The sequence below is a fragment of the Streptomyces collinus genome (assembly GCF_031348265.1).
GTDB classification, from domain to species: Bacteria; Actinomycetota; Actinomycetes; order Streptomycetales; family Streptomycetaceae; genus Streptomyces; species Streptomyces collinus.
In genome coordinates this window covers 3,623,421-3,648,022 of the sequence record NZ_CP133771.1, presented here as the reverse complement: position 1 = coordinate 3,648,022, position 24,602 = coordinate 3,623,421, and the positions used below count along the sequence as shown (strand labels likewise).

Sequence of the window (24,602 nt, the reverse complement as noted above, 5' to 3'; positions counted from 1 at the left end):
CCTTCGGTCCCGTCCCTGTTCAGGGGCGGGACCGTTCGCGTTTGGCGCGGTCAACCTGGAATGAGAGGAATTTCGGCGATCCGGGGCGATTCTCGCGGGTAGGGGGAGCGCAACGTCGAACAAGCGTGTAGCTTCCGGGGGCATGAAGGCGGGGGAGCCGGGGGGCTTCCATGGGGGGCTGGGGTGACTGGGGGGTTGCTCGATGGGAGTGCGGCTCATGGTGGTCGACGACCACCGATTGCTGGCCGAGGCGCTGGCTTCGGCGCTGAAGCTGCGGGGGCACCGGGTGCTCGCCGCGGCGGCGCCGGCCGCAGGGGCGGCGGAGCTGGTGATCACGCGGGCGCCGGAGGTGTGCCTGCTGGGGACGGCGGCGCCGGCGGAGCCGGGGATCTTCGACCCGGTGGTGCGGATCAAGCGGGAGCGGCCGCAGGTCGCGGTGCTGGTGCTGGGCCCGGTGCCGAGCCCGCGGGGCATAGCGGCGGCGTTCGCGGCGGGGGCCTCCGGCTACGTCCGGCACGATGAGCGCATAGAGGGTGTCGAGCGGGCGATCATGAAGGCCCGCGCGGGGGAGGCGGCGGTGGCGCCGCAACTGCTGCAGGGAGCGTTCAGCGAGTTGCTCAACCCTGCGGCCCAACCGGACGACGAGGGCCAGCGGTTGCTGTCCATGCTCACGCCGAGGGAGGTCGAGGTCCTGGTCCGCGTCGCGGACGGCGAGGACACCCGCATGATCGCGGCGGGCATGGGCATCGCCCCGTCGACGGCGCGTACGCACGTCCAGCGGGTCCTGATGAAACTGGGCGTGGGCTCGCGCCTGGAGGCAGCGGCACTGGCGGCGCGGACGGGGTTGCTGGACAGGGCGGGGTCGGTATCGCGGGAGTCGTGAGCCGTCTGATCGGTGGTGTGGGGTTACGTGTCTTCGCCTTCTCGCCGGTGGTGGGTCGGGGCCGCGTCGGGGGGGGTCCGTCCCCGGAACGGCGCGATGGACCTACTTACCGACTGACTGGCGTTGACGCGCCAACCGCTGCGGGCGGACCCCCCGACACGTCCCCTTGCGTCGTACGGCGGCCCCAGCCGCGGGCATGCGTGCGCTAGGGGCGGCACGGGTGGGCGATGGGGGTCCACCTGTTCGAGCGGAGCCGAGAGCTTGGGGGAGGCACCCCGCTCCGCCGGGTTGCGCACCCACCCGGCCTCAGCCGCAGAGGCCTCTGGCTACTCCACCCGCTCGTCGTCCTCCGGCTCAACCCCCGGAGGGGCCGGTGCCGCGGGCCTCAGCTTCAGCCACCCCAGGAAGAACAGGCCCAGCAGCAGCATCCCCAGCCCGGTCCACAGGTTGATGTTCACCCCCTCCGCCTTGTCGATGTCCGCGTCGGACGCCGTGAAGCCCGCGATCGTGACGATGACGCCGTAGACCACGAACAGCCCGCCGATGATCCGCCGGATGTCGAACAGCCGTGCCGCGGTCGCCGACTTGCCCTGTAGCTCGGTGACTTCCCGCTGCACGTCCTTGTCGGAGTAGAACTCGGACATCTGTCGATCCTCCCTCGGTCAGAACGAGAACGGGATGTAGCAGGCCGCGGCCAGGACGACCGCACCCCAGCCCAGCAGTGCCGGCTTGCGGTACCAGGCCTCGTCCCCGGGCGCCGGCGGCTCCGCCATGCCGGGCGAGGTCGTGCCGTAGACCAGCCCTTGCAGCTCCTCCGCCGGCTTCGGCGCGGTGAACAGCGACACCGCAACCATCACCACCGCGCCCGCGACGAATCCCGCGATCGCCGAGACGAAGTTCGCCCCCTGGTCGGAGGGGATGTCGATGATGTCCTGCTTGTAGAGGACGAAGTAGTTGACCATCGCCGCGGTGGTGCCCGCGAGCAGCCCCCAGAAGCCCGACTTCATCGAGGCCCGCTTCCAGAACATGCCGATGATGAAGACGACGAACATCGGCACGTTGAAGAAGGAGAACAGCGTCTGGAGGTAGGCCATGATGTTTGAGAAGGACCGCGCGAGGAACGCCGTGCCGATGGAGGCCAGGACACCGATCGCGGTGATGAGCCGGCCGAAGCGCACGTAGTACTCGTCCTCGCGGCCCCTGACGACGTATTTCGCCCAGATGTCCGTGGTGAACACGGTGTTGAAGGACGACACGTTCGCCGCCATGCCCGCCATGAACGCCGCCAGCAGGCCGGTGACGGCGATGCCGAGCACCCCGTTGGGCAGCAGCTGCTCCATCAGGTACGGGATCGCGTCGTTGTACTGGAGGTCGGAGTCGGGCGTGCCGATCTTCGGCACCAGGACGGCGGCGACCAGGCCCGGGATCATCACCAGGAACACGATGAAGATCTTCGGGAACGCGGCGATGAGCGGGGTGCGCTGGGCCGCCGAGAGGTTCTTCGCGGACAGCGCGCGCTGCACCTCGGCGAAGTTCGTCGTCCAGTAGCCGAAGGACAGGACGAACCCGAGGCCGAGGACGATCGTCAGCCAGTTCGCGCCCAGCGGGTTGTCGCTGCCGATGCCCGTGCCGCCCCAGGACGTCATGAAGTCGGCGCCGCGGCTCTGGGTGAGGGAGTCGGACAGGCCGTCCCAGCCGCCGACCTTCTTCAGACCGAGGACCGCGATCGGGATGAGCGCGGCGAGGATGACGAAGAACTGCAGGACCTCGTTGTAGATCGCCGAGGACAGGCCGCCGAGCGTGATGTACGCCAGGACGAAGAATCCGGCGACCACGATCGCCACCCACTCCGGCCAGCCCAGCAGCGCTTCGACGACGATGGCCAGGGCGTAGAGGTTGACGCCGGCGATGAGGATCGCGGCGAAGGCGAAGAGGACCGAACTGAGCAGGTGCGCCGCCCTGTCGAAGCGCAGCAGCAGGAACTCGGGGACCGAGCGGACCTTGGAGCCGTAGTAGAAGGGCATCATCACCAGGCCGAGGAAGACCATGGCGGGGATGGCGCCGATCCAGTACCAGTGCGTGGTGTAGACGCCGTACTGGGCGCTGTTGGCGGCCATGCCGAGGATCTCGGTGGCCCCCAGGTTGGCCGCGATGAACGCGAGACCGGTGACCCAGGCGGGCAGGGAACGGCCGGAGAGGAAGAAGTCGAGGCTGGTCTTCACCGAGCGGCGGGCGGCGAAGCCGATGCCGAGGACGACGACGAAGTAGATGCCGAGGATCGTGTAGTCGAGCCAGTTCGTGGGGAGTCGCAGCTCGGCTGCCAGATACGTGGGGGTTTGCATGAGCCCTCGCTTCGTCGCGGGAACTGACACCTCGCGGAATCGACTTCTCCGCATTCAGTAATTGAACACGCCGGGTGATGTTCTTTGTTCGATTGTGATGTTGACGATTGTGGTGAGTTGTGTTTTGATATGTTGGGTTCTGTTTGAAGGACAAGGAGTCCCGGCGTGAAGAAGACCTCGACCCGGCTGGCCGACGGTCGCGAGCTCATCTACTACGACCTGCGTGACGACAGCGTGCGGGCCGCCACCGACCGACGCCCGCTGGACCGCACCGTCACCACGTCGGAGATCCGCCGCGACCCCCTCCTCGGCGACTCCGTCGCGATCGCCTCGCACCGCCAGGGCCGCACCTACCACCCCCCGGCCGACGAGTGCCCCCTGTGCCCCTCCGAGGGCGATCGCCTGAGCGAGATCCCGGACTCGTCGTACGACGTCGTCGTCTTCGAGAACCGCTTCCCCTCGCTCGCCGGCGACTCGGGCCGCTGCGAGGTCGTCTGCTTCACCTCCGACCACAACGCGTCCTTCGCCGACCTCACCGAGGAGCAGGCCGGGCTGGTGCTGGAGGCGTGGACGGACCGCACGTCGGAGCTGTCCCATCTGCCCTCCGTCGAGCAGGTGTTCTGCTTCGAGAACCGGGGCGCCGAGATCGGCGTGACCCTCGGCCACCCGCACGGCCAGATCTACGCCTACCCCTTCACCACCCCCCGCACCGCCCTGATGCTCCGCTCGGCCGCGACGCACAAGGAGATGACCGGCGGGGAGAACCTCTTCGACGCCGTCCTGGAGCGTGAACTCGCCGGTGAGCGCGTCGTCCTGGAGGGTGAACACTGGGTGGCCTTCGTGCCGTACGCCGCGCACTGGCCGTACGAGGTCCACCTGTACCCCAAGCGCCGCGTGCCCGACCTGCTCGGGCTGGACGAGGGTGCGCGCACAGAGTTCCCCAAGGTCTATCTGGAACTCTTGAGGCGCTTCGACCGGATCTTCGGTGAGAGTGAATCCCCGACGCCGTACATCGCGGCCTGGCACCAGGCCCCGTTCGGCGCGCTGGAGGAGTTCGACGGGGTCGTGCGTGAGGACTTCGCGCTCCACCTCGAGCTTTTCACCATCCGCCGCACTTCCGGCAAGCTGAAGTTTCTCGCGGGTTCCGAGTCCGGCATGAACGTGTTCATCAACGACGTGCCGCCGGAGCGCGCGGCCGAGCGACTGCGAGAGGTAGCGAGTTCATGAGCGGGAAGTACCTGGTGACGGGCGGCGCGGGATACGTCGGCAGCGTGGTCGCCCAGCACCTGCTGGAGGCCGGTCACGAGGTCGTCGTCCTCGACAACCTCTCCACGGGCTTCCGCGAGGGCGTCCCGGCGGGTGCCGTCTTCATCGAGGGCGACATCCGCGACGCCGCCAAGTGGCTGGACCCCTCCTTCGACGGCGTGCTCCACTTCGCGGCGTTCTCGCAGGTCGGCGAGTCGGTCGCGAAGCCCGAGAAGTACTGGGACAACAACGTCGGCGGCACCATGGCGCTGCTGGCCGCGATGCGCGAGGCGGGCGTCCGCAAGCTGGTCTTCTCCTCCACGGCGGCGACCTACGGCGAGCCGGAGCAGGTCCCCATCGTCGAGTCGGCGCCCACGTCGCCGACGAACCCCTACGGCGCCTCCAAGCTCGCGGTCGACCACATGATCACGGGCGAGGCCGCGGCGCACGGCCTGGGCGCGGTCTCCCTGCGCTACTTCAACGTCGCGGGCGCGTACGGCGCGTACGGCGAGCGCCACGACCCCGAGTCCCACCTGATCCCGCTGGTCCTCCAGGTCGCGCAGGGCAGGCGCGAGGCGATCTCCGTCTTCGGCGACGACTACCCGACGCCGGACGGCACCTGTGTGCGCGACTACATCCACGTCGCGGACCTGGCCGAGGCCCACCTGCTGGCCCTGACGGCCGCCGCCCCCGGTGAACACCTGATCTGCAACCTCGGCAACGGCAACGGCTTCTCGGTCCGCGAGGTCATCGAAACGGTCCGCACGGTCACCGGCCACCCGATCCCGGAGGTGGTCGCCCCGCGCCGGGGCGGCGACCCGGCGGTCCTGGTGGCGTCGGCCGCCACGGCCCGCGAGAAGCTGGGCTGGAACCCGTCCCGCGCGGACCTCGCGGGAATCGTCGCGGACGCGTGGGACTTCGCGCAGCGGCGCGGCAACTGAAACGTACGGAAGGTCAGGGGTCAGGCATGAGCGAGGCTGTGGCGGAGACGGTCGCCGCGCGGTTCGGCGAGCTGTACGGAGCCGAGCCGGACGGTGTGTGGGCGGCGCCGGGTCGCGTCAACCTCATCGGCGAGCACACGGACTACAACGACGGCTTCGTCATGCCGTTCGCCCTGCCGCACACGGCGGTGGCGGCGGTGGCACGCCGTGCGGACGGCGTGCTGCGGCTGCACTCGGAGGACGTGGAGGGAGGAGTGACCGAACTCCGCCTCGACGACCTGTCCCCCGAGTCGGACAAGAACTGGACGGCGTACCCGGCGGGCGTGGTCTGGGCCCTGCGCGAGGCCGGCCACGCCGTCACGGGCGCGGACATCCACCTCGCCTCCACGGTCCCGTCGGGCGCGGGCCTGTCGTCGTCGGCGGCCCTGGAGGTCGTCGTCGCCCTGGCCCTGAACGACCTGTTCTCCCTCGGCCTGCGCGGCTGGCAGCTGGCCCGCCTGTGCCAGCGCGCGGAGAACGTCTACGTCGGTGCCCCCGTCGGCATCATGGACCAGACGGCGTCGGCCTGCTGCGAGGCCGGCCACGCCCTGTTCCTCGACACGCGCGACCTCTCCCAGCAGCAGATCCCCTTCGACCTGGCGGCGGAAGGCATGCGCCTGCTCGTGGTGGACACCCAGGTCAAGCACTCCCACAGCGAGGGCGAGTACGGCAAGCGGCGGGCCGGCTGCGAGAAGGGCGCGGACCTGCTGGGCGTCAACGCGCTCCGGGACGTCCCCTACGCCGGCCTGGACGCGGCACTGGCCCGCCTGGGCGACGAGGAGGAGGTCCGCCGCCTGGTCCGCCACATCGTCACGGAGAACGAACGCGTCGAACGGGTCGTCTCCCTCCTGGAGTCGGGCGAGACCCGCGCGATCGGCCCGGTCCTCATCGAGGGCCACGCCTCCCTCCGCGACGACTTCCGCATCTCCTGCCCGGAACTGGACCTGGTCGTCGACACGGCCCTGGCCTCCGGCGCCCTGGGCTCGCGCATGACGGGCGGCGGCTTCGGCGGCTCGGCGATCGTCCTCGCGGAGGAGGACGACGTCGACGCCATCACCAAGGCGGTGACCGAGGCGTTCGCGGCGGCGGGCTTCACGACGCCGCGCGTCTTCGAAGCGGTCCCTTCGGCGGGAGCCCGCCGCATCCGCTGACCGACCCGACGAAAGCGGCGCCCTCGTTCCCACGAGGGCGCCGCTGTCGTTGCCTCGTCAGCGGTTGACGGACTGGATCTCCTGGACCGGCACCTCGGTGGTGGTAGCGAACGTGCCGTTGGGCAGGTCACCGCCCGTGCCGCCCGCGCCTTCCCAGGTGATCTCCCAGGTGAGCGTCGCCTCCAGGCCGTAGGTGTCGTCTCCCGACGAGCGCAGGTACCGCACGCCGCACGGAGGCGTCAGCTCCCCCTTGCCCCTGGCGTACGGCTCTCCGATGGAGCCGTCGTCGTTGATCAGGCACTCACCGGACGCGGGGAGTGTTTCCGCGTCCGCTGTGCCCGGATCGAGGTGCAGGCTCACCGGCTTGGCCGTGGTGGTCGCCCACAGCCCCGTGCCGGGCAGACTCGCTGTGACGGACACGGGCTTGAAGGCGCCCTTGTCCAGCCAGACCCAGGTGGGCGCGTTCACCGTGGACTTGCCGTTCGGCGCCATGGAGATCTCGGTCGGCGGCACGACGGTGCGCTGGTGCGCGAGCCCGGCGAGGGTCTCGGTGTCGATGGCCTGGGGGACGCCTGGGTTCTCACCGTTGTCGACCCAGAAGGGGTCGCGCGTACAGGTGTTGGCCGCCGGGTCGTCCTTCATCTCAGGGTTCTTGACGGCCACCCACCACATGCCCTCGTCGTTCTTGGCGACGTTGAAGTCGTTGTAGGGATGGCCCTTCTTGTAGCGCGCTTGGACGTCCGCTCAGTACGGCTCGTACCAGCAGGCCGGCGGTTCCCAGTCCACGGCGGTGGACGTGATCGGGCCGCTGCCCTTCGCCTTGGTGCCCTTGACCGTGATGCTGACCCGGGACTCAAGGGCCGGGCCTGAGGAGTCCCCGGATGTCTTCTTCTGCTGGGAACCGACAGCGTCGAACCCTCCAGCCGTAGCCGGAAACGTCCCGAGTCCGGTCAGCGCCACGGTCAGGGCCGCCAGTCCCAGGCACCGCGTCAGGGCTGGCACTTCTGAGACCCCCGGTCCTCCGTGAGATCCCAGGTCTGCCAGACGCCTTCCTTGTTCTTCTTCAGGCCGAGGTTGTAGAAGACGTAACTGTTGGGCGTGGTCTTGGTGCCCTGCAGCTTGTTCGTCTCGCGATCCTTGAGGTCTGCTTTGCTCTCGTCGACGCAGTACGTCAAAGCCGCAGACTTCTTGTCGAACACCGTCACCTGACGGTCGAAGTAGCGCAGCGTGCCCGCCCAGCTGGTCTTCTTGTCGATGGCCCCCTTCGCATACTGGTAGATGCCGACCAGCGCGTTGTCCGTGTAGTAGAAGGCCATGCCCGACTTCTTCAGATCGCCGTACGCCATGGCCTGCCACACGGTGCTGACAGTCCGTTCGTTGTCCGCCAGGATCGCGTCCTTGACGGCATCGCCGGTCTGCCGGCCCTCGAACACCATCTTCATGTCCGATGGCAACTTGACCGCCGGCCGATCGATCCCGTCCGCAGACGTGGAAACCGAAGGCGAAGCAGAGGCCTTGTCGCCCGAATCCGCTCCGGCGATCTTGTCGGACGACGACGAACCGTCACCTCCCCCCGAACCACAGGCGGTCAGCAGCAGGGCCGCGGATGCGGTGAGCGCGGCTGTCACGAGCCGAGCGGGGCGGTTCACTGTGTCTCCCGTTGATCATGTGGGGGGATAACTCAAGCGAACCAACGCTATCGGTGGCTGAAGGCCGCACGTCATCGAGGGCTTCGCACTCGCAGATCAGCCCAGCCTCTTCGTCAACGCATACTCCGTGATCCCCGGCGGATAGTCCGGGATCACGCTCACCACCTCGTACCCCTGCTTCCTGTAGAACCGCGGGGCCTGGAAGTCCCAGGTTTCCAGGCGGGCCGCGCGGCAGCCGCGGGACGTTGTCGCGATGTGTTCCGCCTGCGCGAGCAACCGCGCACCCAGGCCCCTGCCCCGATGGCGTTCGGCGACCCAGAGGTACGTCACATGGAGCCAGGTCGCCCAGGTGTGGCCGACCAGGCCGCCGGCGAGGTCGTCGTCGAAGTCGTTCACAGCCCACACATGCAAGGGGGCGTCCCTTTCGTCCGGAGTCCCGCGCAGGGCGCGCAGGACCGGAGAGGCGGCTGTGTTCGTGTCCCGCAGGCGTGTGCGGAGCAGATCACGTCGGGCCTTGTCGACTTCTGTCTCAAGACGGAACATGCGGCACACCATAAACGCGTCGGACAGTCAGTTCTGCAAATAACCTTCCGCTCTGGGCCCCCGTCCGTACCCTGATGAACAGCACCGGTGGGGGCCGGTGCCGATCAGGGGGCGAGACAGCCGGGTACGACGCCCGGGGTGGGGGTAGCGGTTACTGCACGGCGGCGGCCGTGCGGCTGCGGCGACCCGATCAGGCTGCTGCGGCTACGACGGACGGTCGGCGCGGCAGATCCGGACACTCCGGCGTCGTACCTGCGCGGTGTCATCCTCCGGTGCTGGGGTAGCCCCTGCTCTTCGGGAGCTCGGGGAAGGGGGTTTCGTGGTTCGCATCCGAGTCCTGGTCGTCGACGACCATCGCATCTTCGCCGAGTCACTCGCGGCGGCTCTGGCCGCCGAGCCCGATGTCGACGTCTCGGCGGCCGGCAGCGGTCCGGCCGCGCTGCGCAGCCTGGAGCGGGCGGTGGCCGAGGGGCGGCGGTTCGACGTGCTGCTCGTGGACGCCGATCTGGGCGGCAAGGTGCCGGGCGCCCGCCCGGCCGTACCCGTGCAGGAGGGCAACGAGGACGGGCTCGTCGACGGGATCTCCCTCGTCACGGGAGTGCGCTCGGCACAGCCGAACGTACGGATCGTCGTGCTCGCGGAGAAGGACGATCCGCGGCGGGCCGCGCTCGCCCTGCAGGCCGGCGCCTCGGGGTGGGTCGCTAAGGACTGCTCGCTGTCCCGGCTGCTCACGGTCATCCGGGGCGTGCTGCGGGAGGAGACCCATCTGCCTCCCGCCCTGCTGACGGGCGTCCTGCGGGAGCTCACCGCCGCCCGCAAGCACCGCACCGAGAGCGAGCGGCTCGTCGAGTCCCTCACTCCGCGTGAGCGGGAAGTGCTGCGGTGCATGGTCGCGGGGCTGGGGCGCAAGGCCGTCGCCGAGCGCCTGTATCTGTCGCCGCACACCGTGCGGACCCACATGCAGAACGTGCTCGGCAAGCTCGGCGTGCATTCCACCCTCGCCGCCGTCGCCCTCGCGCGGCGGGCCGGGGTCGGGCCCGTGGACCTAGCCGGGGATGTTGTCGAACGGGGCGGTCAGCTGGCGTAGCAGCCCCGCCAGTTCGCCGCGCTGGGCTCGGGAGAGCTCCGCGAGGATCGCGCGCTCCTGGTCCAGCAGACCCGCCAGGGCCTGGTCCGCGCGGTCCCGTCCCTCGTCCGTCAGCCGGACCAGGACGCCTCGGCGGTCACTGGGGTCGGGGAGCCGCTCCACCAGGCCCTTCTTGGCCAAGCGGTCGATGCGGTTCGTCATCGTGCCCGAGGTGACCAGGGTCTGGGTGAGGAGCTGTCCCGGCGAGAGCTGGTACGGCGTGCCCGCGCGGCGCAGCGCCGTCAGGACGTCGAACTCCCACGGCTCCAGGTTGTGCTCCGAGAACGCCAGCCGCCGGGCCCGGTCCAGATGGCGGGCCAGTCTGCTCACACGGCTGAGTACCTCGAGCGGTTCCACGTCGAGGTCCGGGCGCTCCCGGCGCCACGCTGCGACCAGCCGATCGACCTCGTCCTCCATGACGATCAGTGTAGTGGTTGTGTCGACGTAGAGTCTCTTGACGTCTAGTTTCTTGACATCGAGATAGATGCTCGATCACGCTGGGTGTGCGTCCCGTACGGTCACCACCAGGACACCCGGAGGACCCATGCCCGCAGCCGCCCCCACCTGGGACCCCGCCCAGTACCTCCGTCACGCCGGCCACCGCGCCCGCCCCTTCACCGACCTCCTCGCCCGCGTCCCCGACCTGCCCACGCGACCGCCCGCAGGCCGCCCCCGCATCGCCGACCTCGGCTGCGGCCCCGGCAACGTCACCACGCTGCTCGCCGCCCGCTGGCCCACCGCCCTGATCACCGGCTACGACAACTCGCCCGAGATGCTCGACAAGGCCCACGTCGACCACGCAGGGCCGACCCCGGCGGGCGGACGTCTCGACTTCGGCCACGCCGACGTACGGACGTGGACACCGGAGGAGCCGTTCGACCTGATCGTCAGCAACGCCACGCTCCAGTGGGTGCCGGGGCACGCCGAACGGTTCGCCGACTGGACGGCCGGGCTGAAACCAGGCGGCACCCTCGCCTTCCAGGTGCCGGGCAACTTCGACGCCCCCAGCCACCGGCTCATGCGCGAACTCGCCGCCTCCCCGCGCTGGCGCGACCGGCTCGACGGCATCCTGCGCCACGCCGACGCCGTCCTCGATCCCGAGGCCTACCTGGAGCGGCTGACGCCCCTCGGCTGCGCGGCCGACGTGTGGGAGACGACCTACATCCATCTGCTCCAGGGCGAGGACCCGGTGCTCGACTGGGTGAAGGGGACCGGGCTGCGGCCCGTGCTGACCGCCCTCGCCGACGAGCCCGGGGCACGGGAGGACTTCGTCGCCGAGTACCGGGCGGCCCTGCGCGAGGCGTATCCGGCCGGCCCGCACGGCACGCCGTTCCCGTTCCGCCGGGTCTTCGCCGTCGCCCGGAAGGACGGCTGAAGACCACCGCCCCCGCTCACGCCGGCGGGGGGGGCAACGCCGGGGGTTCAGGCCTTGCGGCGCCCTATCAGGTGCGGCTTGGCCTCTATCCCGTCCAGACCGTGCCACGCCAGGTTCACCAGGTGCGCGGCCACCTCGGCCTTCTTCGGCCTGCGCACGTCCAGCCACCACTGGCCGGTCAGGGCGACCATGCCGACCAGGGCCTGCGCGTACAGCGGCGCCAGCTTGGGGTCGAAGCCGCGGCTCTTGAACTCGCGGCCCAGGATGTCCTCCACCTGGGTGGCGATGTCCGAGATCAGCGAGGCGAAGGAACCCGTCGACTGGGGGATGGGGGAGTCACGGACCAGGATGCGGAACCCGTCCGTGTACTCCTCGATGTAGTCCAACAGGGCGAACGCCGCCTGTTCGCACAGTTCGCGAGGGTGACCGGCCGTGAGCGAACTGGTCACCATGTCCAGCAGACGCCGCATCTCACGGTCCACGACGACCGCGTACAGCCCTTCCTTGCCGCCGAAGTGCTCGTACACCACCGGCTTCGAGACCCCGGCCTTCGCCGCGATCTCCTCCACCGACGTGCCCTCGAACCCCTTCGCCGCGAAGAGCGTGCGACCGATCTCCAGCAGCTGCTGACGGCGCTCGGCACCGGTCATCCGGGTGCGACGCACTCGCCGCGGCTTGTCATTGCTGGGGGTGCTGCTCGAGTCGGTCGCCACAGCGACCATCATGCCGCCTCGACGGGCTCCCTCCCGCGCGGGGAGCCGCCTTCCCCGGTGTTACGGCGCGAATCGATACGGGAGCGTGACGGCCAGCGCACGTCGTACGCCCAGCCCGCCATCTCGAACCAGCGGATCAGCCGGGCGGACGAATCCAGCTGGCCCCGCATCACCCCGTGCCGCGCCGACGTCGGGTCGGCGTGGTGCAGGTTGTGCCAGGACTCACCGCACGACAGCACCGCCAGCCACCACACGTTGCCCGAACGGTCACGCGACTTGAAAGGCCGCTTGCCCACCGCGTGGCAGATCGAGTTGATCGACCAGGTCACATGGTGCAGCAGGGCCACCCTGACGAGCGAACCCCAGAAGAACCCGGTGAACGCGCCCCACCAGGACATCGTGACCAGACCGCCGATCAGCGCCGGCAGCGCCAGCGACACCACCGTCCACAGCACGAACTGGCGGGAGATGTTCCGGAGCGTCTTGTCCTTGATCAGGTCCGGCGCGTACTTCTCCTGCGACGTCTGCTCCTCATCGAACATCCATCCGATGTGCGCCCACCACAGGCCCTTCATCAGCGCCGGAAGAGTCTCCCCGAACCGCCACGGCGAATGCGGGTCACCCTCCGCGTCGGAGAACTTGTGGTGCTTGCGGTGATCGGCCACCCAGCGCACCAGCGGACCCTCGACCGCCATCGACCCCGCGATCGCCAGCGCGATCTTCAGCGGCCGCTTGGCCTTGAAGGACCCGTGGGTGAAGTGACGGTGGAAACCGATCGTGATGCCGTGACACCCCAGGTAGTAGAAGAAGACCAGCAGACCGAGGTCCAGCCAGCTCACCCCCCAGCCCCACGCCAGCGGAACCGCCGCCAGCAACGCGACGAACGGGACGGTGATGAAGAGGAGCAGGGCGATCTGCTCGATGGACCGCTTCTTCTCGCCGCCCAGCGTGGCGGATGCGGCGTCGGTGGCCTGACCGGGCGCCTCAGGGGCGGTGTCGATCACGTCGGAGCTACTGGTCATACGCGTCCCCTGGGGGGTATGTGGACGGAGAAGGAGTGGCCGGGGCACGCGAACCGTGACGTGCTTCCTACGGGTCCGTAACCTACGGCATCGTAAGTATGGCAGTGCGTTGCCCGGCGGCAAGAGCCCGCGAGCCTGCGCGTCCTGGCCGACACCTATCCTGGAGTCGGTCGGACAGCGCGGTCCGCTCTGATTTCTTCCCGGATGTCCGGACCGTACGCGGCGCCCCGCCGCGCGAGACGCCGTCCGGGTTCCCCTCCCAGACGAGCTTCAACACTGCAAGGAGCCGCACCTGTGAGCAGTGCCGACGACCAGACCACGACGACGAGCAGTGAGCTGCGTGCCGACATCCGCCGCCTGGGCGACCTCCTCGGCGAGACCCTCGTCCGCCAAGAGGGCCCCGAGCTGCTGGAACTCGTCGAGAAGGTCCGCCGCCTCACCCGAGAGGACGGCGAGGCCGCCGCCGAGCTGCTGCGCGGCACCGAACTCGACACCGCGGCCAAGCTGGTCCGCGCCTTCTCCACCTACTTCCACCTCGCCAACGTCACCGAGCAGGTCCACCGCGGCCGCGAGCTGCGCGCCCGCCGCGCCGCCGAAGGCGGACTCCTCGCCCGTACGGCCGACCGGCTCAAGGACGCCGACCCCGAGCACCTGCGCGAGACGGTCGCCAACCTCAACGTCCGCCCCGTCTTCACGGCCCACCCCACCGAGGCCGCACGCCGCTCCGTCCTCAACAAGCTCCGGCGCATCGCCGCGCTCCTGGAGACCCCGGTCATCGAGTCCGACCGGCGCCGCCTGGACACCCGCCTGGCCGAGAACATCGACCTCGTCTGGCAGACCGACGAACTGCGCGTGGTGCGTCCCGAGCCCGCCGACGAGGCCCGCAACGCCATCTACTACCTCGACGAGCTGCACGCCAACGCCGTCGGCGACGTCCTGGAAGACCTCACCGCCGAGCTGGAGCGCGCCGGGGTCAAGCTCCCCGACGACACCCGCCCCCTCACCTTCGGCACCTGGATCGGCGGCGACCGCGACGGCAACCCCAACGTCACCCCCCAGGTCACCTGGGACGTCCTGATCCTCCAGCACGAACACGGCATCAACGACGCCCTGGAGACCATCGACGAACTCCGCGGCTTCCTCTCCAACTCCATCCGCTACGCCGGCGCCACCGAGGAACTCCTGACCTCCCTCCAGGCCGACCTGGACAAGCTCCCCGAGATCAGCCCCCGCTACAAGCGCCTCAACGCCGAAGAGCCCTACCGGCTCAAGGCCACCTGCATCCGGCAGAAGCTGGAGAACACCAAGAAGCGCCTCGCCAAGGGCACCGCCCACCGCGACGGCCACGACTACCTCGGCACCAGCGAGCTCCTCGCCGACCTGCGGATCATCCAGAACTCCCTGCGCGAGCACCGCGGCGGCCTCTTCGCCGACGGCCGCCTCGCCCGCACCATCCGCACCCTCGCCGCCTTCGGCCTCCAGCTCGCCACCATGGACGTCCGCGAACACGCCGACGCCCACCACCACGCCCTCGGCCAGCTCTTCGACCGGCTCGGCGAGGAATCCTGGCGCTACGCCGACATGCCCCGCGACTACCGCGCCAAGCTCCTCGCCAAGGAACTCCGCTCCCGCAGGCCGCTCGCCCCCACCCCGGCCCCCGTCGACGCGCCCGGCGAGAAGACCCTCGGCGTCTTCGGCACCGTCAAGCGCGCCCTGGAGGTCTTCGGACCCGAGGTCATCGAGTCCTACATCATCTCCATGTGCCAGGGCGCCGACGACGTCTTCGCCGCCGCCGTCCTCGCCCGCGAAGCCGGCCTCATCGACCTCCACGCCGGCTGGGCCAAGATCGGCATCGTGCCGCTCCTCGAAACCACCGACGAGCTCAAGGCCGCCGACACCATCCTCGAAGACATGCTCTCCGACCCGTCCTACCGGCGCCTCGTCGCGCTCCGGGGCGACGTCCAGGAGGTCATGCTCGGCTACTCCGACTCCTCCAAGTTCGGCGGCATTACCACCAGCCAGTGGGAGATCCACCGCGCCCAGCGCCGCCTGCGCGACGTCGCCCACCGCTACGGCGTCCGCCTGCGCCTCTTCCACGGCCGCGGCGGCACCGTCGGCCGCGGCGGCGGCCCCACCCACGACGCCATCCTCGCCCAGCCGTGGGGCACCCTCGAAGGCGAGATCAAGGTCACCGAACAGGGCGAGGTCATCTCCGACAAGTACCTCATCCCGTCCCTGGCCCGGGAGAACCTCGAACTCACCGTCGCCGCCACCCTCCAGGCATCCGCCCTGCACACCGCCCCCCGCCAGTCGGACGAGGCACTCGCCCGCTGGGACGCCGCGATGGATGTCGTCTCCGACGCCGCCCACGCCGCCTACCGGCGCCTCGTCGAGGACCCCGACCTGCCGACGTACTTCCTCGCATCGACGCCCGTCGACCAGCTCGCCGACCTGCACCTGGGCTCCCGGCCCTCCCGCCGCCCCGGCTCCGGCGTCTCACTCGACGGCCTGCGCGCCATCCCCTGGGTGTTCGGCTGGACCCAGTCCCGGCAGATCGTCCCCGGCTGGTTCGGCGTCGGCTCCGGCCTCAAGGCCCTGCGCGAAGCCGGCCTCGACACCGTCCTCGACGAGATGCACCAGCAGTGGCACTTCTTCCGCAACTTCATCTCCAACGTCGAGATGACCCTCGCCAAGACCGACCTGCGGATCGCCCAGCACTACGTCGACACCCTCGTCCCCGACGAGCTCAAGCACGTCTTCGACACCATCAAGACCGAACACGAACTGACCATCCGCGAAGTCCTGCGCGTCACCGGCGAAACCGAACTCCTCGACGCCACCCCCGTCCTGAAGCAGACCTTCACCATCCGCGACGCCTACCTCGACCCCATCTCCTACCTCCAGGTCGCCCTGCTCAAGCGGCAGCGCGACGCGGCCGCCGCCGGCGAACAGCCCGACCCGCTCCTCGCCCGCGCCCTGCTCCTCACCGTCAACGGCGTGGCAGCCGGCCTGCGCAACACCGGCTGAACCGGCCCCGCACACAACCGTGCCCCCGAACCTCGCACAGGTTCGGGGGCACGCTCACGCCGTACGTCAGCCGCGGCCCGCCCGCCGCCGCCGGACCACCAGGAAACCGCCCGCAGCCACCAGCGCCGCCGCGACACCCGACAGCACACCCACCGGCGCCCCATTGCCCGTCTCGGCAAGGTCACCGTCCGTACCGCCCTGCGGGGACGGCGACGCCGACGCCGGCACACCCCCGCCCACCGACGAACTCGGAGACGGCGACCCACCCGGCTCACCCGACGGCGCCTCGGACGCCCCCGACGAGGACGACGGCGAAGCCGACCCGGACGGCGTCGCACCACCCGGCTCCTGCTCGTCCTCACAGTCCGTCCAGAACACCTTGTGCTTGGCGGACCCCTTCTCACCCTCGAAGTTCCAGAACAGCTTGTAGTGCCCGTCGGGCAGCGAAAGATCCGCACTGCGGCCGTGACCACCGGCGTCCAGCACCAGCGCACCGGACTTCACCGTCTCTCCCTTGTTCTCACTCGGAGGGATCGCATCGATGCGCCAGTCGACCTCCTGACCACCGTCGAAACCGAAGGCATCCAGGTAGAACGTGCACACATGCGGCTCATTACGGCGCAGCTCCTCGCCCGTCGAGGCGTCATGGATCTTCACCGTCCCGTTGTCACCGGGAGGACTGGCCTGAGCGGCCGGAGCGAGCAGAAGGACCGAGGAAGCAGCGGCGCACACAGCGCCGAGACGAGAGAGGGTTCGCATGAGGAGGCAGTCCATCTTCGAGAAGTGACCGGGAAGATGTGGAGGGGGCGGCTCAGCTTCCAGCCTCGCCCGCCGACACGTCAATCACGAACACACAACGCTCGCCCCTCCACAGAAGGAAAGAACGCCCCAACCCCTCACACGGTCACGAACGCCGCCGTCAACAACGCCACCCCCGACAACGCCAGCACCCACGCCACCCGCGTCCGCAACAGACCACCCGCCACCACGATGGACGCCAGCAACAGCGCACCACCCAGCGGAACCCACGCGTACAACACCCCCGCCGGGCCCGAACGCACCGCGTCGTCACCCCCCGGCTTCACGACCACCGTGTAGGTCCGGCCCCGCTCCACCGCGACCGACTTCTCCAGCACCACCCGCGACCGCGGCTGCGCACCCGCCGACGACGGCGTGAACCGCCCCCAGCACGCGTCAGACCCGCACCGCGCCACCTCGACCGTGCCCCGCTCCCGGCCCTTCGTCAGCATCACGTGCTGCGCCGAACCCCACGACGCCCACACACCCGCGACCAGGATCAGCACCGCGACCGTACCCATCGCCGCGAACCGCCCGAACCGCAACACGACGGCCGAAGCCGGGGACGAAGACGTGGCATGGGCAGGCATGGCCGGGATCATTGGCCATGCCTGAACGGCCCGTCAACCTCGCCGGGGGACAAGTCAGGAGTTGTACGTGCTTTGCGCCCGCTCCAACCCCTCGATCACCAGACACTCCACGGCGTCCGCCGCCCGGTCCACGAAGTAGTCCAGCTCCTTGCGCTCCGCCGACGAAAAATCCTTCAGCACGAAATCCGCCACCGGCATCCGCCCCGGCGGCCGCCCGATCCCGAACCGCACCCGGTGATAATCCGACCCGAACGCCTTCGTCATCGACTTCAACCCGTTGTGCCCGTTGTCGCCACCACCGAGCTTCAGCCGCAGCATCCCGTAATCGATGTCCAACTCATCATGAACCGCCACCACATGAGCCACCGGCACCTTGTAGAAATCCCGCAGCGCGTTCACCGGCCCACCCGACAGATTCATGAACGACATCGGCTTCGCCAGCACCACCCGCCGGTTCAACGGCCCCGGCGGCCCGATCCGGCCCTCCACGACCTGCGCCTGCGCCCGCCCGGCCCGCTTGAACCTCCCCCCGACCCGGTCCGCCAGCAGATCGGCCACCATGAAACCCACGTTGTGCCGGTTCCCCGCGTACTCCGGCCCCGGATTGCCCAGCCCCACGATCAACCAGGGAGCGGCGGCATCGGTCGTCACGTCCATGTCTCCTTCATACGCGTCGGCCGCTGCCCCGCACGGGAACAGCGGCCGACGAAACGACGACGCAGAGGATCAGGCCTCGGCGGCCTCTTCCTCAGCGGCCTCCTCGCCCTCCGGGGCCTCCTCGGCCTGCGCGGCCAGCACCTGCAGGACGACGGTGTCACCCTCGACGGCCAGCGACGTGCCCTTCGGCAGCGGGATGTCCTTGGCGAGGATGGAGTCACCGGCCGTCAGACCCTCGACGGAGACGGTCACGGACTCCGGGATGTGCGTGGCCTCGGCCTCGACCGGCAGCGCGTTCAGCACGTGCTCCAGCAGGTTGCCGCCCGGGGCCAGCTCACCCTCGGTGTGGACGTAGATCTCGACGTTGACCTGCTCGCCGCGCTTGACCAGCTGCAGGTCAACGTGCTCCAGGAAACCCTTCAGCGGGTCACGCTGCACGGACTTCGGGATCGCCAGCTCGTTCGACTTGCCGTCGATGTCCAGCGCGATCAGCACGTTCGGCGTACGCAGCGCCATCAGCAGGTCGTGACCCGGCAGGGTCAGGTGCACCGGGTCCGAACCGTGCCCGTACAGGACACCCGGAACCTTGTCTTCACGACGGATACGGCGCGCGGCACCCTTGCCGAACTCGGTGCGCGTCGCGGCGGAGATCTTCACCTCGGACATAATCACTCCTCGAAGTCAGAAACGGACGTGGTCACCCGGCCACGAACGGCCTGCTACGAAGAGCGCGTCGATAACGGACAACCGCATCCCCAAACGGGAACGGCCTCCCTCGCCGAGCAACTTCAGCAGTCTACTCGGAGAGGGAGGCCACACCCAAAAGGATCTACAGAAGCCCGACCACGGGCTCCTACTGCTCGTCGAACAGGCTCGTCACCGAACCGTCCTCGAACACCTCACGCACCGCACTCGCGATCGTCGGAGCGATCGACAGCACCGAGATCTTCTCCAGATCCCGGCTCAGCTCACCCGGCGTCGGCAGCGTGTCCGTGAACACGAACTCACTCACCCGCGAGTTCTTCAGCCGATCCGCGGCCGGACCCGACAGCACACCGTGCGTCGCCGTCACGATCACGTCCTCCGCGCCGTGCGCGAACAACGCGTCCGCAGCGGCACAGATCGTCCCACCGGTGTCGATCATGTCGTCCACCAGGACACACACGCGACCCTTCACCTCACCCACGACCTCGTGGACGGTGACCTGGTTCGCGACGTCCTTGTCACGCCGCTTGTGCACGATCGCCAGCGGCGCACCCAACCGGTCGCACCAACGGTCCGCGACCCGCACCCGGCCCGCGTCCGGCGACACCACCGTCAGCTTCTCCCGGTCCACCTTCCGGCCCACGTAGTCCGCCAGCAGCGGCAGCGCGAACAGGTGATCCACCGGACCGTCGAAGAAACCCTGGATCTGGTCCGTGTGCAGATCCACGGTCAGAATCCGGTCCGCACCCGCGGTCTTCATCATGTCCGCGATCAGACGCGCCGAAATCGGTTCACGCCCACGGTGCTTCTTGTCCTGCCGCGCGTAACCGTAGAACGGCACGATGACCGTGATGGAGCGAGCCGACGCACGCTTCAACGCGTCGATCATGATCAACTGCTCCATGATCCACTTGTTGATCGGAGCCGTGTGGCTCTGAATCAGGAAACAGTCGGCACCACGAGCCGACTCCTGATAACGCACATAGATCTCACCGTTGGCGAAGTCGAAGGCCTTCGTCGGGACAACCCCGACACCCAGCTGTTGGGCGACCTCCTCCGCAAGCTCGGGGTGGGCGCGGCCGGAGAAGAACATCAACTTCTTCTCGCCGGTCGTCTTGATCCCGGTCACAGCACTGTCTCCTCAGAGGTGTCGCAGCTAGGTGTCGAGAAACCTCGCAGCCGGCTTGCCGGAGGCCATCTCAGCTGGTGGGGGTGCGGGTGTGCACTTATCACCGTACGCCGTGTTTGAGGCATCGGTTTCCGGTCAGCCCTCGCCGGCCGACTCCCGGGAAGCCGCCTCCGCCGCCTTCGCGGCAGCGCTCCCCGGACGCTTACGAGCCACCCAACCCTCGATATTCCGCTGCTGACCACGGGCCACGGCCAACGAACCCGCCGGCACATCCTTCGTGATCACGGACCCCGCAGCGGTGTACGCACCGTCCCCCACCGTGACAGGCGCCACAAACATATTGTCCGAGCCCGTCCGGCAGTGCGAACCGATCGTCGTGTGGTGCTTGTCCTGCCCGTCATAGTTCACGAACACGCTCGCCGCACCGATATTGGTCTGCTCACCGATCGTCGCATCACCCACGTACGACAGGTGCGGCACCTTCGTCCCGTCCCCGATCGACGCGTTCTTCGTCTCGACGTACGTACCGATCTTGCCCTTCGCGCCGAGCCGCGTCCCCGGACGCAGATACGCGAACGGCCCCACGGTCGCCTCCGGGCCGACCTCGGCGCCCATGGCCACGGTGTTGTCGACCCGCGCACCCGCACCCACCCGGGTGTCGGTCAGCCGGCAGTTGGGCCCGACCTCCGCACCCTCCGCCACGTGCGTCGCGCCGTGCAGCTGAGTGCCCGGATGGACGACGGCGTCCTGCCCGAACGTCACGGTGACGTCGATGAACGTCGTCGCGGGATCGATGACCGTCACACCGGCGAGCATCGCCTCGGTCAGCAGCCGGTCGTTGAGAATCCGCCGGGCCTCCGAGAGCTGCACACGATTGTTGATCCCGGCGATCTCACGATGATCACCGGCCACCGACGCCCCCACCCGGTGCCCCGCCTCACGCAGGATCCCGAGCACATCGGTCAGGTACTCCTCGCCCTGACTGTTGTCCGTCCGCACCTTCTTCAGCGCGTCGGCGAGCAGCTGGCCGTCGAACGCGAACACACCCGAATTGATCTCACGGATCGACCGCTGGGCGTCGGTGGCGTCCTTGTGCTCGACGATGGCGGTGACGGCACCGGTGGCGTCGTCCCGCACGATCCGCCCGTACCCCGTCGCGTCCGGCACCTCGGCGGTCAGCACGGTGACCGCGTTGCCGTCGGCGGAGTGCGTCTCGGCGAGGGCCCGCAGGGTGGCGCCGGTCAGCAGGGGAGTGTCCCCGCACACGACCACGACGGTCCCGTCGACGGACCCGCCCAGCTCCTCCAGACCCATCCGCACGGCATGCCCCGTACCGTTCTGCTCCGCCTGTACGGCGGTACGGACGTCGGGCGCGATCTCACCGAGATGCGCGGTGACCTTCTCACGGGCGTGGCCGACCACGACGACCAGATGTTCGGGCTGCAGCTCGCCGGCGGAGGCGAGCACATGACCCACGAGACTGCGACCGCAGAGCTCGTGCAGGACCTTGGGTGTGGCCGACTTCATACGGGTGCCCTCACCCGCTGCGAGAACGACGACGGCTGCCGGGCGGTTGGCGCTCACGGGATGCCCTTCGGCTGTGGATGGGGTGGGGTGACATCCGCAGGATACCGGGGGGGTTTTGTGGGGGGCATGGGTGCGGGTCCTGACCGAGGGATGTGGGTCAGGACCCGAACTGAGGTTGTGCCTTCTGTGGCTCCCGGGGAAGGAATCGAACCCTCATTCAAGAGACCAAAACTCTTTGTCCTACCATTAGACGACCCGGGATGGTTCGCCCGTTATGTCCGATTCTCTAGATCGGCTTCGGGTGCAGCGCCTACTATGCCGTACCAGGCGCCTTCCATGCGACGGTACAACTCGGCGCTCTTGGTGACATAGATGGCCAAGCAGCCTCGATAGGAGTCACCGACGTTCTTGCGTACGGTTCTCGGGTTGTGCTTCTTGAGCGCGGTGCGTTGAAAGGCTGAGGCGCCCACGTCGACAAGCTTGGCCCAGTAGGACTCGGCTTCCGCCACGTCCGCCGACTCGTGGATGTATACGCGGAACCGGAGGCGCTCGCGATGGACGCCCTGCGAATCGAGCCAGCGCAGGTATAAGCCGATGACGTTCGGGTCGCTGTTGATGAACTGGAGGTTCTCGCGGCGCTGTCGACTGTGCGCCTTGTCCTTGGCGCCCTCGGCCCAGTAGAGGACCACTCCGGCCAGGGACAGCTCGCGGTCGGACAGCTGGCCGATTTCTGCAGCCGCCGCCACCTTGGTCTTCTGTCGCTCCTTATCCCGTACCGCCAGCTCGTGCTCCCACCGTTTCCGGGACGCCAGCTTCGCCTGTTCCGACGGATCGCGCCGCTCCGGCTTTGGTAGATCCCGTACCCACAGCGAGATCGAACTCTTCGAGCACCCCAGCTCTACCTGGATCTGGTCGTACGTCCAGCCCCGGAGTCGGAGTTCCCTCGCCCTCTCCCTCAGGTCGTCCTTTGCGTTCGGGCGCTTCGTCCAGGCCGGGGGCGGCTCACCCTTGACCAGTTGGTTGAGGATGTCGTTGTTGAAGATCTTCAGTTCGTCGCGGATCTGGCGGAGGCTGAGGCCCTGTCGCCGTAGCGCCACCGCCCTCTCCCGCAGTCCCTCGAAGTCCGCGTACTTGCCAGGCGCATGTGTCATACGCATACCGTCCGGGCGGGATGGTGGGCTCCGGGGTCGAACGGTGAGCGATTCAGCAGTTCGAGGGATATCGGGTGGTTTCGCAGCCGAACGGTCACGCTGTGTGGTGTAGGCCAGTCCGGGAAACTCACCGGAAAACCGGCGGTGGCCGCCCGTAGGCTGGGAGGCATGACCGCGACGGGGGAAGACCATGTGACGGCCCGGGGAGGGCCTTGGTGGTGGGCCAGGCGGCGTAGTGCCGTGTTCGATGTGAGCCTGGCGGTGGTGTCCGCGCTGGAGTGCGCGCTGGAGGGGATTCCGTTCGCGCGGGACGCGGGGATCCCGGTGGCGGCGGGGGTCGTGTTCGGGTTGCTGGCCGGTTCCGTGCTGGTCGTGCGGCGGCGGTGGCCGATCGCGGTCGTGCTGGTGTCGATCGCCATCACGCCCGCCGAGATGGGCTTCCTGATGGGGGTCGTGGGCCTGTACACGCTGGCCGCGGCCGAGCTGCCCCGGCGGATCATCGCGTCGCTGGCGGGGATGTCGCTGGTGGGGACGTTGATCGTGACGTTCGTGAAGACGCGGCAGGACATGTCGCGGGGGGACCTGGACATAGGGGACTGGTTCGTGCCCTTCGCGGCGATCACGATGTCGCTGGGCTTCACGGCGCCTCCGGTGCTGCTCGGGCTGTATGTGGGGGCGCGGCGGCGGTTGATGGAGAGTCTGCGGGAGCGGGCGGACAGCCTGGAGAGGGAGCTTCAGTTGCTCGCGGAGCGGGCGGAGGAGCGGGCGGAGTGGGCCCGGAATGAGGAGCGGACGCGGATCGCGCGGGAGATGCACGATGTGGTCGCGCATCGGGTGAGTCTGATGGTGGTGCATGCGGCGGCGTTGCAGGCGGTGGCCCGGAAGGATCCGGAGAAGGCGGTGAAGAATGCCGCGCTGGTGGGGGATATGGGGCGGCAGGCGCTGACGGAGCTGCGGGAGATGCTCGGGGTGTTGCGCAGTGGCGGGGAGGGGCGGCGGGAGCGTGCCGCTTCGGTGCCGTTGGTGGCGGTGGGGGTGGCTGCTGCGGCGGCGGCTTCGCGGGCGGTGGATGACGAGGGGCCGTGTCTGGCGGAGATCGAGGAGTTGGTGGGGCAGTCGGCTGCCGCGGGGATGGTGGTGGCGTTGTCGGTGGAGGGGGATGTCCGGTCGTATGCGCCTTTGGTGGAGCAGACGGCGTATCGGGTGGTGCAGGAGGCGTTGACGAACGTCCACAAGCATGCGGCCGGGGCGAAGACGTATGTGCGGTTGGCGCATCGGGTGTCGGAGATCGCGATGCAGGTGGAGAACGAGCCGCCGGAGGAGGCGGCGTCGTCGGCGCGGTTGCCGTCCGGGGGGAATGGGCTGGTGGGGATGAGGGAGCGGGTGTCGGCGCTGGGTGGGGTGTTTGTGTCGGGGCCGACGGATGCGGGGGGTTTTCGGGTGTCGGCGGTGATTCCGGCGTCGTAGGCCGTCCCGGGGTGGTCAGGCGGTGGTGAGACGTGCGGGTTCGGTGCCGGTGATGAGGGTGGCCAGGGCGTGGTCGATGTCGGGGCCGAGGTACCAGTCGCCGGTGTGGTCGAGGGTGTAGGTGCGGCCGTCGGTGTCGATGGCGAGGAGGGCGTGGCTGTCGGTTTCGGTGCCGAGGGGGCAGACGTCGGTGCCGAGGGCGCGGCCGAGGTCGGCGAGGGTGCGGGCCATGTGGAGGCCGTGCAGCGGGTCGAGGTGGAGGTTGGCGGGGGCGACTTGGCGGCCGGGGCCGGTGGGGGTGATGTGGAGTCCGCCGAATTCGGCCCAGGCCTCGACGGCGGCGGGGAAGACGGTGTGGCGGTGGCCTGCGGGTGAGGTGTGGTCGCGGAGGGTGTCGGCCCAGATTTCGGCTTGTTTGATGTCCCAGCGTCCGGGTTGCCAGCCGGCGGCGCGCAGTGCGGCGTCGACGGGTACGGCGAAGCGGGTGGTGGAGGTGCGGTCGGTGTGCATCTGCCCTTCGTC

The 24,602-nt window shown here is 69.0% G+C and carries 25 protein-coding genes and 1 tRNA gene; 8 read left to right on the top strand and 18 right to left on the bottom strand.

The features are described from left to right. The first annotated feature begins 202 nt into the window (after positions 1–202). Positions 203–883, top strand: coding sequence for a helix-turn-helix transcriptional regulator (locus RFN52_RS16355; protein ID WP_184847220.1), 681 nt, complete (start codon positions 203–205; stop codon positions 881–883). Between the two features lie 326 nt (positions 884–1,209). Here RFN52_RS16355 and RFN52_RS16350 read toward each other — a convergent pair whose 3' ends face one another. After that, positions 1,210–1,527, bottom strand: a complete 318-nt coding sequence (locus RFN52_RS16350; RefSeq protein WP_184847218.1) for a hypothetical protein — start codon at positions 1,525–1,527, stop codon at positions 1,210–1,212. Positions 1,528–1,545: 18 nt separating this feature from the next. After that, positions 1,546–3,225: a sodium:solute symporter family protein gene (locus RFN52_RS16345; RefSeq protein ID WP_184847216.1), complete on the bottom strand. Its 1,680-nt coding sequence runs from the start codon at positions 3,223–3,225 to the stop codon at positions 1,546–1,548. Positions 3,226–3,390: 165 nt separating this feature from the next. Here RFN52_RS16345 and galT point away from each other — a divergent pair, with 165 nt between their 5' ends. Genes galT through galK form a run of 3 tightly spaced genes read left to right on the top strand, consistent with a single transcriptional unit; the run spans position 3,391 to position 6,601 of the window. Continuing rightward, positions 3,391–4,452, top strand: a complete 1,062-nt coding sequence (galT, locus tag RFN52_RS16340; protein ID WP_184847214.1) for a galactose-1-phosphate uridylyltransferase — start codon at positions 3,391–3,393, stop codon at positions 4,450–4,452. Further along, complete coding sequence (galE, locus tag RFN52_RS16335) at positions 4,449–5,411, top strand: UDP-glucose 4-epimerase GalE (protein ID WP_184847212.1); 963 nt, start codon at positions 4,449–4,451, stop codon at positions 5,409–5,411. The genes galT and galE overlap by 4 nt, the downstream gene beginning before the upstream one ends. A 26-nt stretch (positions 5,412–5,437) precedes the next feature. Continuing rightward, positions 5,438–6,601, top strand: coding sequence for a galactokinase (gene galK, locus RFN52_RS16330; RefSeq protein WP_184847210.1), 1,164 nt, complete (start codon positions 5,438–5,440; stop codon positions 6,599–6,601). A 57-nt stretch (positions 6,602–6,658) separates the two neighbouring features. Here the strand turns inward: galK and RFN52_RS16325 are convergent, their stop codons facing one another. From RFN52_RS16325 to RFN52_RS16310, 4 genes are all read right to left on the bottom strand, one after another. Continuing rightward, on the bottom strand, positions 6,659–7,243 hold the full coding sequence (locus tag RFN52_RS16325) for a hypothetical protein (protein WP_311240967.1): 585 nt from the start codon (positions 7,241–7,243) through the stop codon (positions 6,659–6,661). Positions 7,244–7,345: 102 nt separating this feature from the next. Continuing rightward, entirely contained in the window at positions 7,346–7,603 is a 258-nt protein-coding gene (locus RFN52_RS16320) for a hypothetical protein (RefSeq protein ID WP_311240966.1), read from the bottom strand. After that, positions 7,591–8,250 (bottom strand): hypothetical protein, encoded by a 660-nt coding sequence (locus RFN52_RS16315; protein WP_311240965.1) that lies wholly within the window; start codon positions 8,248–8,250, stop codon positions 7,591–7,593. The genes RFN52_RS16320 and RFN52_RS16315 overlap by 13 nt, the downstream gene beginning before the upstream one ends. Before the next feature lie 96 nt (positions 8,251–8,346). Beyond that, entirely contained in the window at positions 8,347–8,805 is a 459-nt protein-coding gene (locus tag RFN52_RS16310; protein WP_184847208.1) for a GNAT family N-acetyltransferase, read from the bottom strand. Positions 8,806–9,112: 307 nt separating this feature from the next. On the opposite strand from RFN52_RS16310, the gene RFN52_RS16305 reads away from it, so the two are divergent. Next, positions 9,113–9,880: a LuxR C-terminal-related transcriptional regulator gene (locus RFN52_RS16305; RefSeq protein WP_033312082.1), complete on the top strand. Its 768-nt coding sequence runs from the start codon at positions 9,113–9,115 to the stop codon at positions 9,878–9,880. On the opposite strand, the gene tamR is transcribed toward RFN52_RS16305, so the two are convergent. After that, the gene (gene tamR / locus RFN52_RS16300) at positions 9,839–10,336 is read right to left on the bottom strand and encodes a MarR family transcriptional regulator TamR (protein ID WP_004000571.1); all 498 of its coding nucleotides are present in this window, start codon (positions 10,334–10,336) and stop codon (positions 9,839–9,841) included. The two genes, RFN52_RS16305 and tamR, sit on opposite strands and share 42 nt — an antisense overlap. A 127-nt stretch (positions 10,337–10,463) precedes the next feature. On the opposite strand from tamR, the gene RFN52_RS16295 reads away from it, so the two are divergent. Further along, positions 10,464–11,294 carry a trans-aconitate 2-methyltransferase gene (locus tag RFN52_RS16295; protein ID WP_184847206.1) on the top strand — a complete coding sequence of 277 codons (831 nt, stop codon included), beginning with the start codon at positions 10,464–10,466 and terminating at the stop codon, positions 11,292–11,294. A 47-nt stretch (positions 11,295–11,341) separates the two neighbouring features. Here RFN52_RS16295 and RFN52_RS16290 read toward each other — a convergent pair whose 3' ends face one another. After that, positions 11,342–12,019: a TetR/AcrR family transcriptional regulator gene (locus tag RFN52_RS16290; protein WP_184847205.1), complete on the bottom strand. Its 678-nt coding sequence runs from the start codon at positions 12,017–12,019 to the stop codon at positions 11,342–11,344. Then, positions 12,016–13,029 (bottom strand): acyl-CoA desaturase, encoded by a 1,014-nt coding sequence (locus tag RFN52_RS16285; protein WP_184847204.1) that lies wholly within the window; start codon positions 13,027–13,029, stop codon positions 12,016–12,018. Before RFN52_RS16285 ends, RFN52_RS16290 begins: the two co-directional genes overlap by 4 nt. Positions 13,030–13,323: 294 nt before the next feature. Here RFN52_RS16285 and ppc point away from each other — a divergent pair, with 294 nt between their 5' ends. Continuing rightward, positions 13,324–16,056 carry a phosphoenolpyruvate carboxylase gene (ppc, locus tag RFN52_RS16280; protein ID WP_184847203.1) on the top strand — a complete coding sequence of 911 codons (2,733 nt, stop codon included), beginning with the start codon at positions 13,324–13,326 and terminating at the stop codon, positions 16,054–16,056. A gap of 66 nt (positions 16,057–16,122) precedes the next feature. Here ppc and RFN52_RS16275 read toward each other — a convergent pair whose 3' ends face one another. The 8 genes from RFN52_RS16275 to RFN52_RS16240 form a co-directional block, all read right to left on the bottom strand. Further along, positions 16,123–16,815, bottom strand: coding sequence for an LPXTG cell wall anchor domain-containing protein (locus RFN52_RS16275; protein ID WP_184847202.1), 693 nt, complete (start codon positions 16,813–16,815; stop codon positions 16,123–16,125). A 137-nt stretch (positions 16,816–16,952) separates the two neighbouring features. Further along, on the bottom strand, positions 16,953–17,456 hold the full coding sequence (locus tag RFN52_RS16270) for a hypothetical protein (RefSeq protein ID WP_184847201.1): 504 nt from the start codon (positions 17,454–17,456) through the stop codon (positions 16,953–16,955). A gap of 42 nt (positions 17,457–17,498) precedes the next feature. Continuing rightward, the gene (pth, locus tag RFN52_RS16265) at positions 17,499–18,101 is read right to left on the bottom strand and encodes an aminoacyl-tRNA hydrolase (RefSeq protein WP_184847200.1); all 603 of its coding nucleotides are present in this window, start codon (positions 18,099–18,101) and stop codon (positions 17,499–17,501) included. 69 nt (positions 18,102–18,170) lie between these two features. After that, a complete protein-coding gene (locus tag RFN52_RS16260; RefSeq protein ID WP_184847199.1) occupies positions 18,171–18,767 on the bottom strand; it encodes a 50S ribosomal protein L25/general stress protein Ctc in 597 nt (198 codons plus the stop codon). Positions 18,768–18,954: 187 nt separating this feature from the next. Continuing rightward, positions 18,955–19,935, bottom strand: a complete 981-nt coding sequence (locus RFN52_RS16255; protein ID WP_033312075.1) for a ribose-phosphate diphosphokinase — start codon at positions 19,933–19,935, stop codon at positions 18,955–18,957. A 135-nt stretch (positions 19,936–20,070) separates the two neighbouring features. Continuing rightward, complete coding sequence (gene glmU, locus RFN52_RS16250; RefSeq protein ID WP_184847197.1) at positions 20,071–21,519, bottom strand: bifunctional UDP-N-acetylglucosamine diphosphorylase/glucosamine-1-phosphate N-acetyltransferase GlmU; 1,449 nt, start codon at positions 21,517–21,519, stop codon at positions 20,071–20,073. A 130-nt stretch (positions 21,520–21,649) separates the two neighbouring features. After that, positions 21,650–21,723, bottom strand: a tRNA-Gln gene (locus RFN52_RS16245). Between the two features lie 11 nt (positions 21,724–21,734). Further along, on the bottom strand, positions 21,735–22,613 hold the full coding sequence (locus RFN52_RS16240) for a hypothetical protein (RefSeq protein WP_184847195.1): 879 nt from the start codon (positions 22,611–22,613) through the stop codon (positions 21,735–21,737). Between the two features lie 168 nt (positions 22,614–22,781). Between RFN52_RS16240 and RFN52_RS16235 the strand changes: the two genes are divergently transcribed. Further along, complete coding sequence (locus RFN52_RS16235; protein WP_191847179.1) at positions 22,782–24,080, top strand: sensor histidine kinase; 1,299 nt, start codon at positions 22,782–22,784, stop codon at positions 24,078–24,080. A 15-nt stretch (positions 24,081–24,095) separates the two neighbouring features. Here RFN52_RS16235 and RFN52_RS16230 read toward each other — a convergent pair whose 3' ends face one another. Continuing rightward, positions 24,096–24,590 carry an SUKH-3 domain-containing protein gene (locus RFN52_RS16230; protein WP_184847193.1) on the bottom strand — a complete coding sequence of 165 codons (495 nt, stop codon included), beginning with the start codon at positions 24,588–24,590 and terminating at the stop codon, positions 24,096–24,098. Positions 24,591–24,602: the final 12 nt, after the last annotated feature.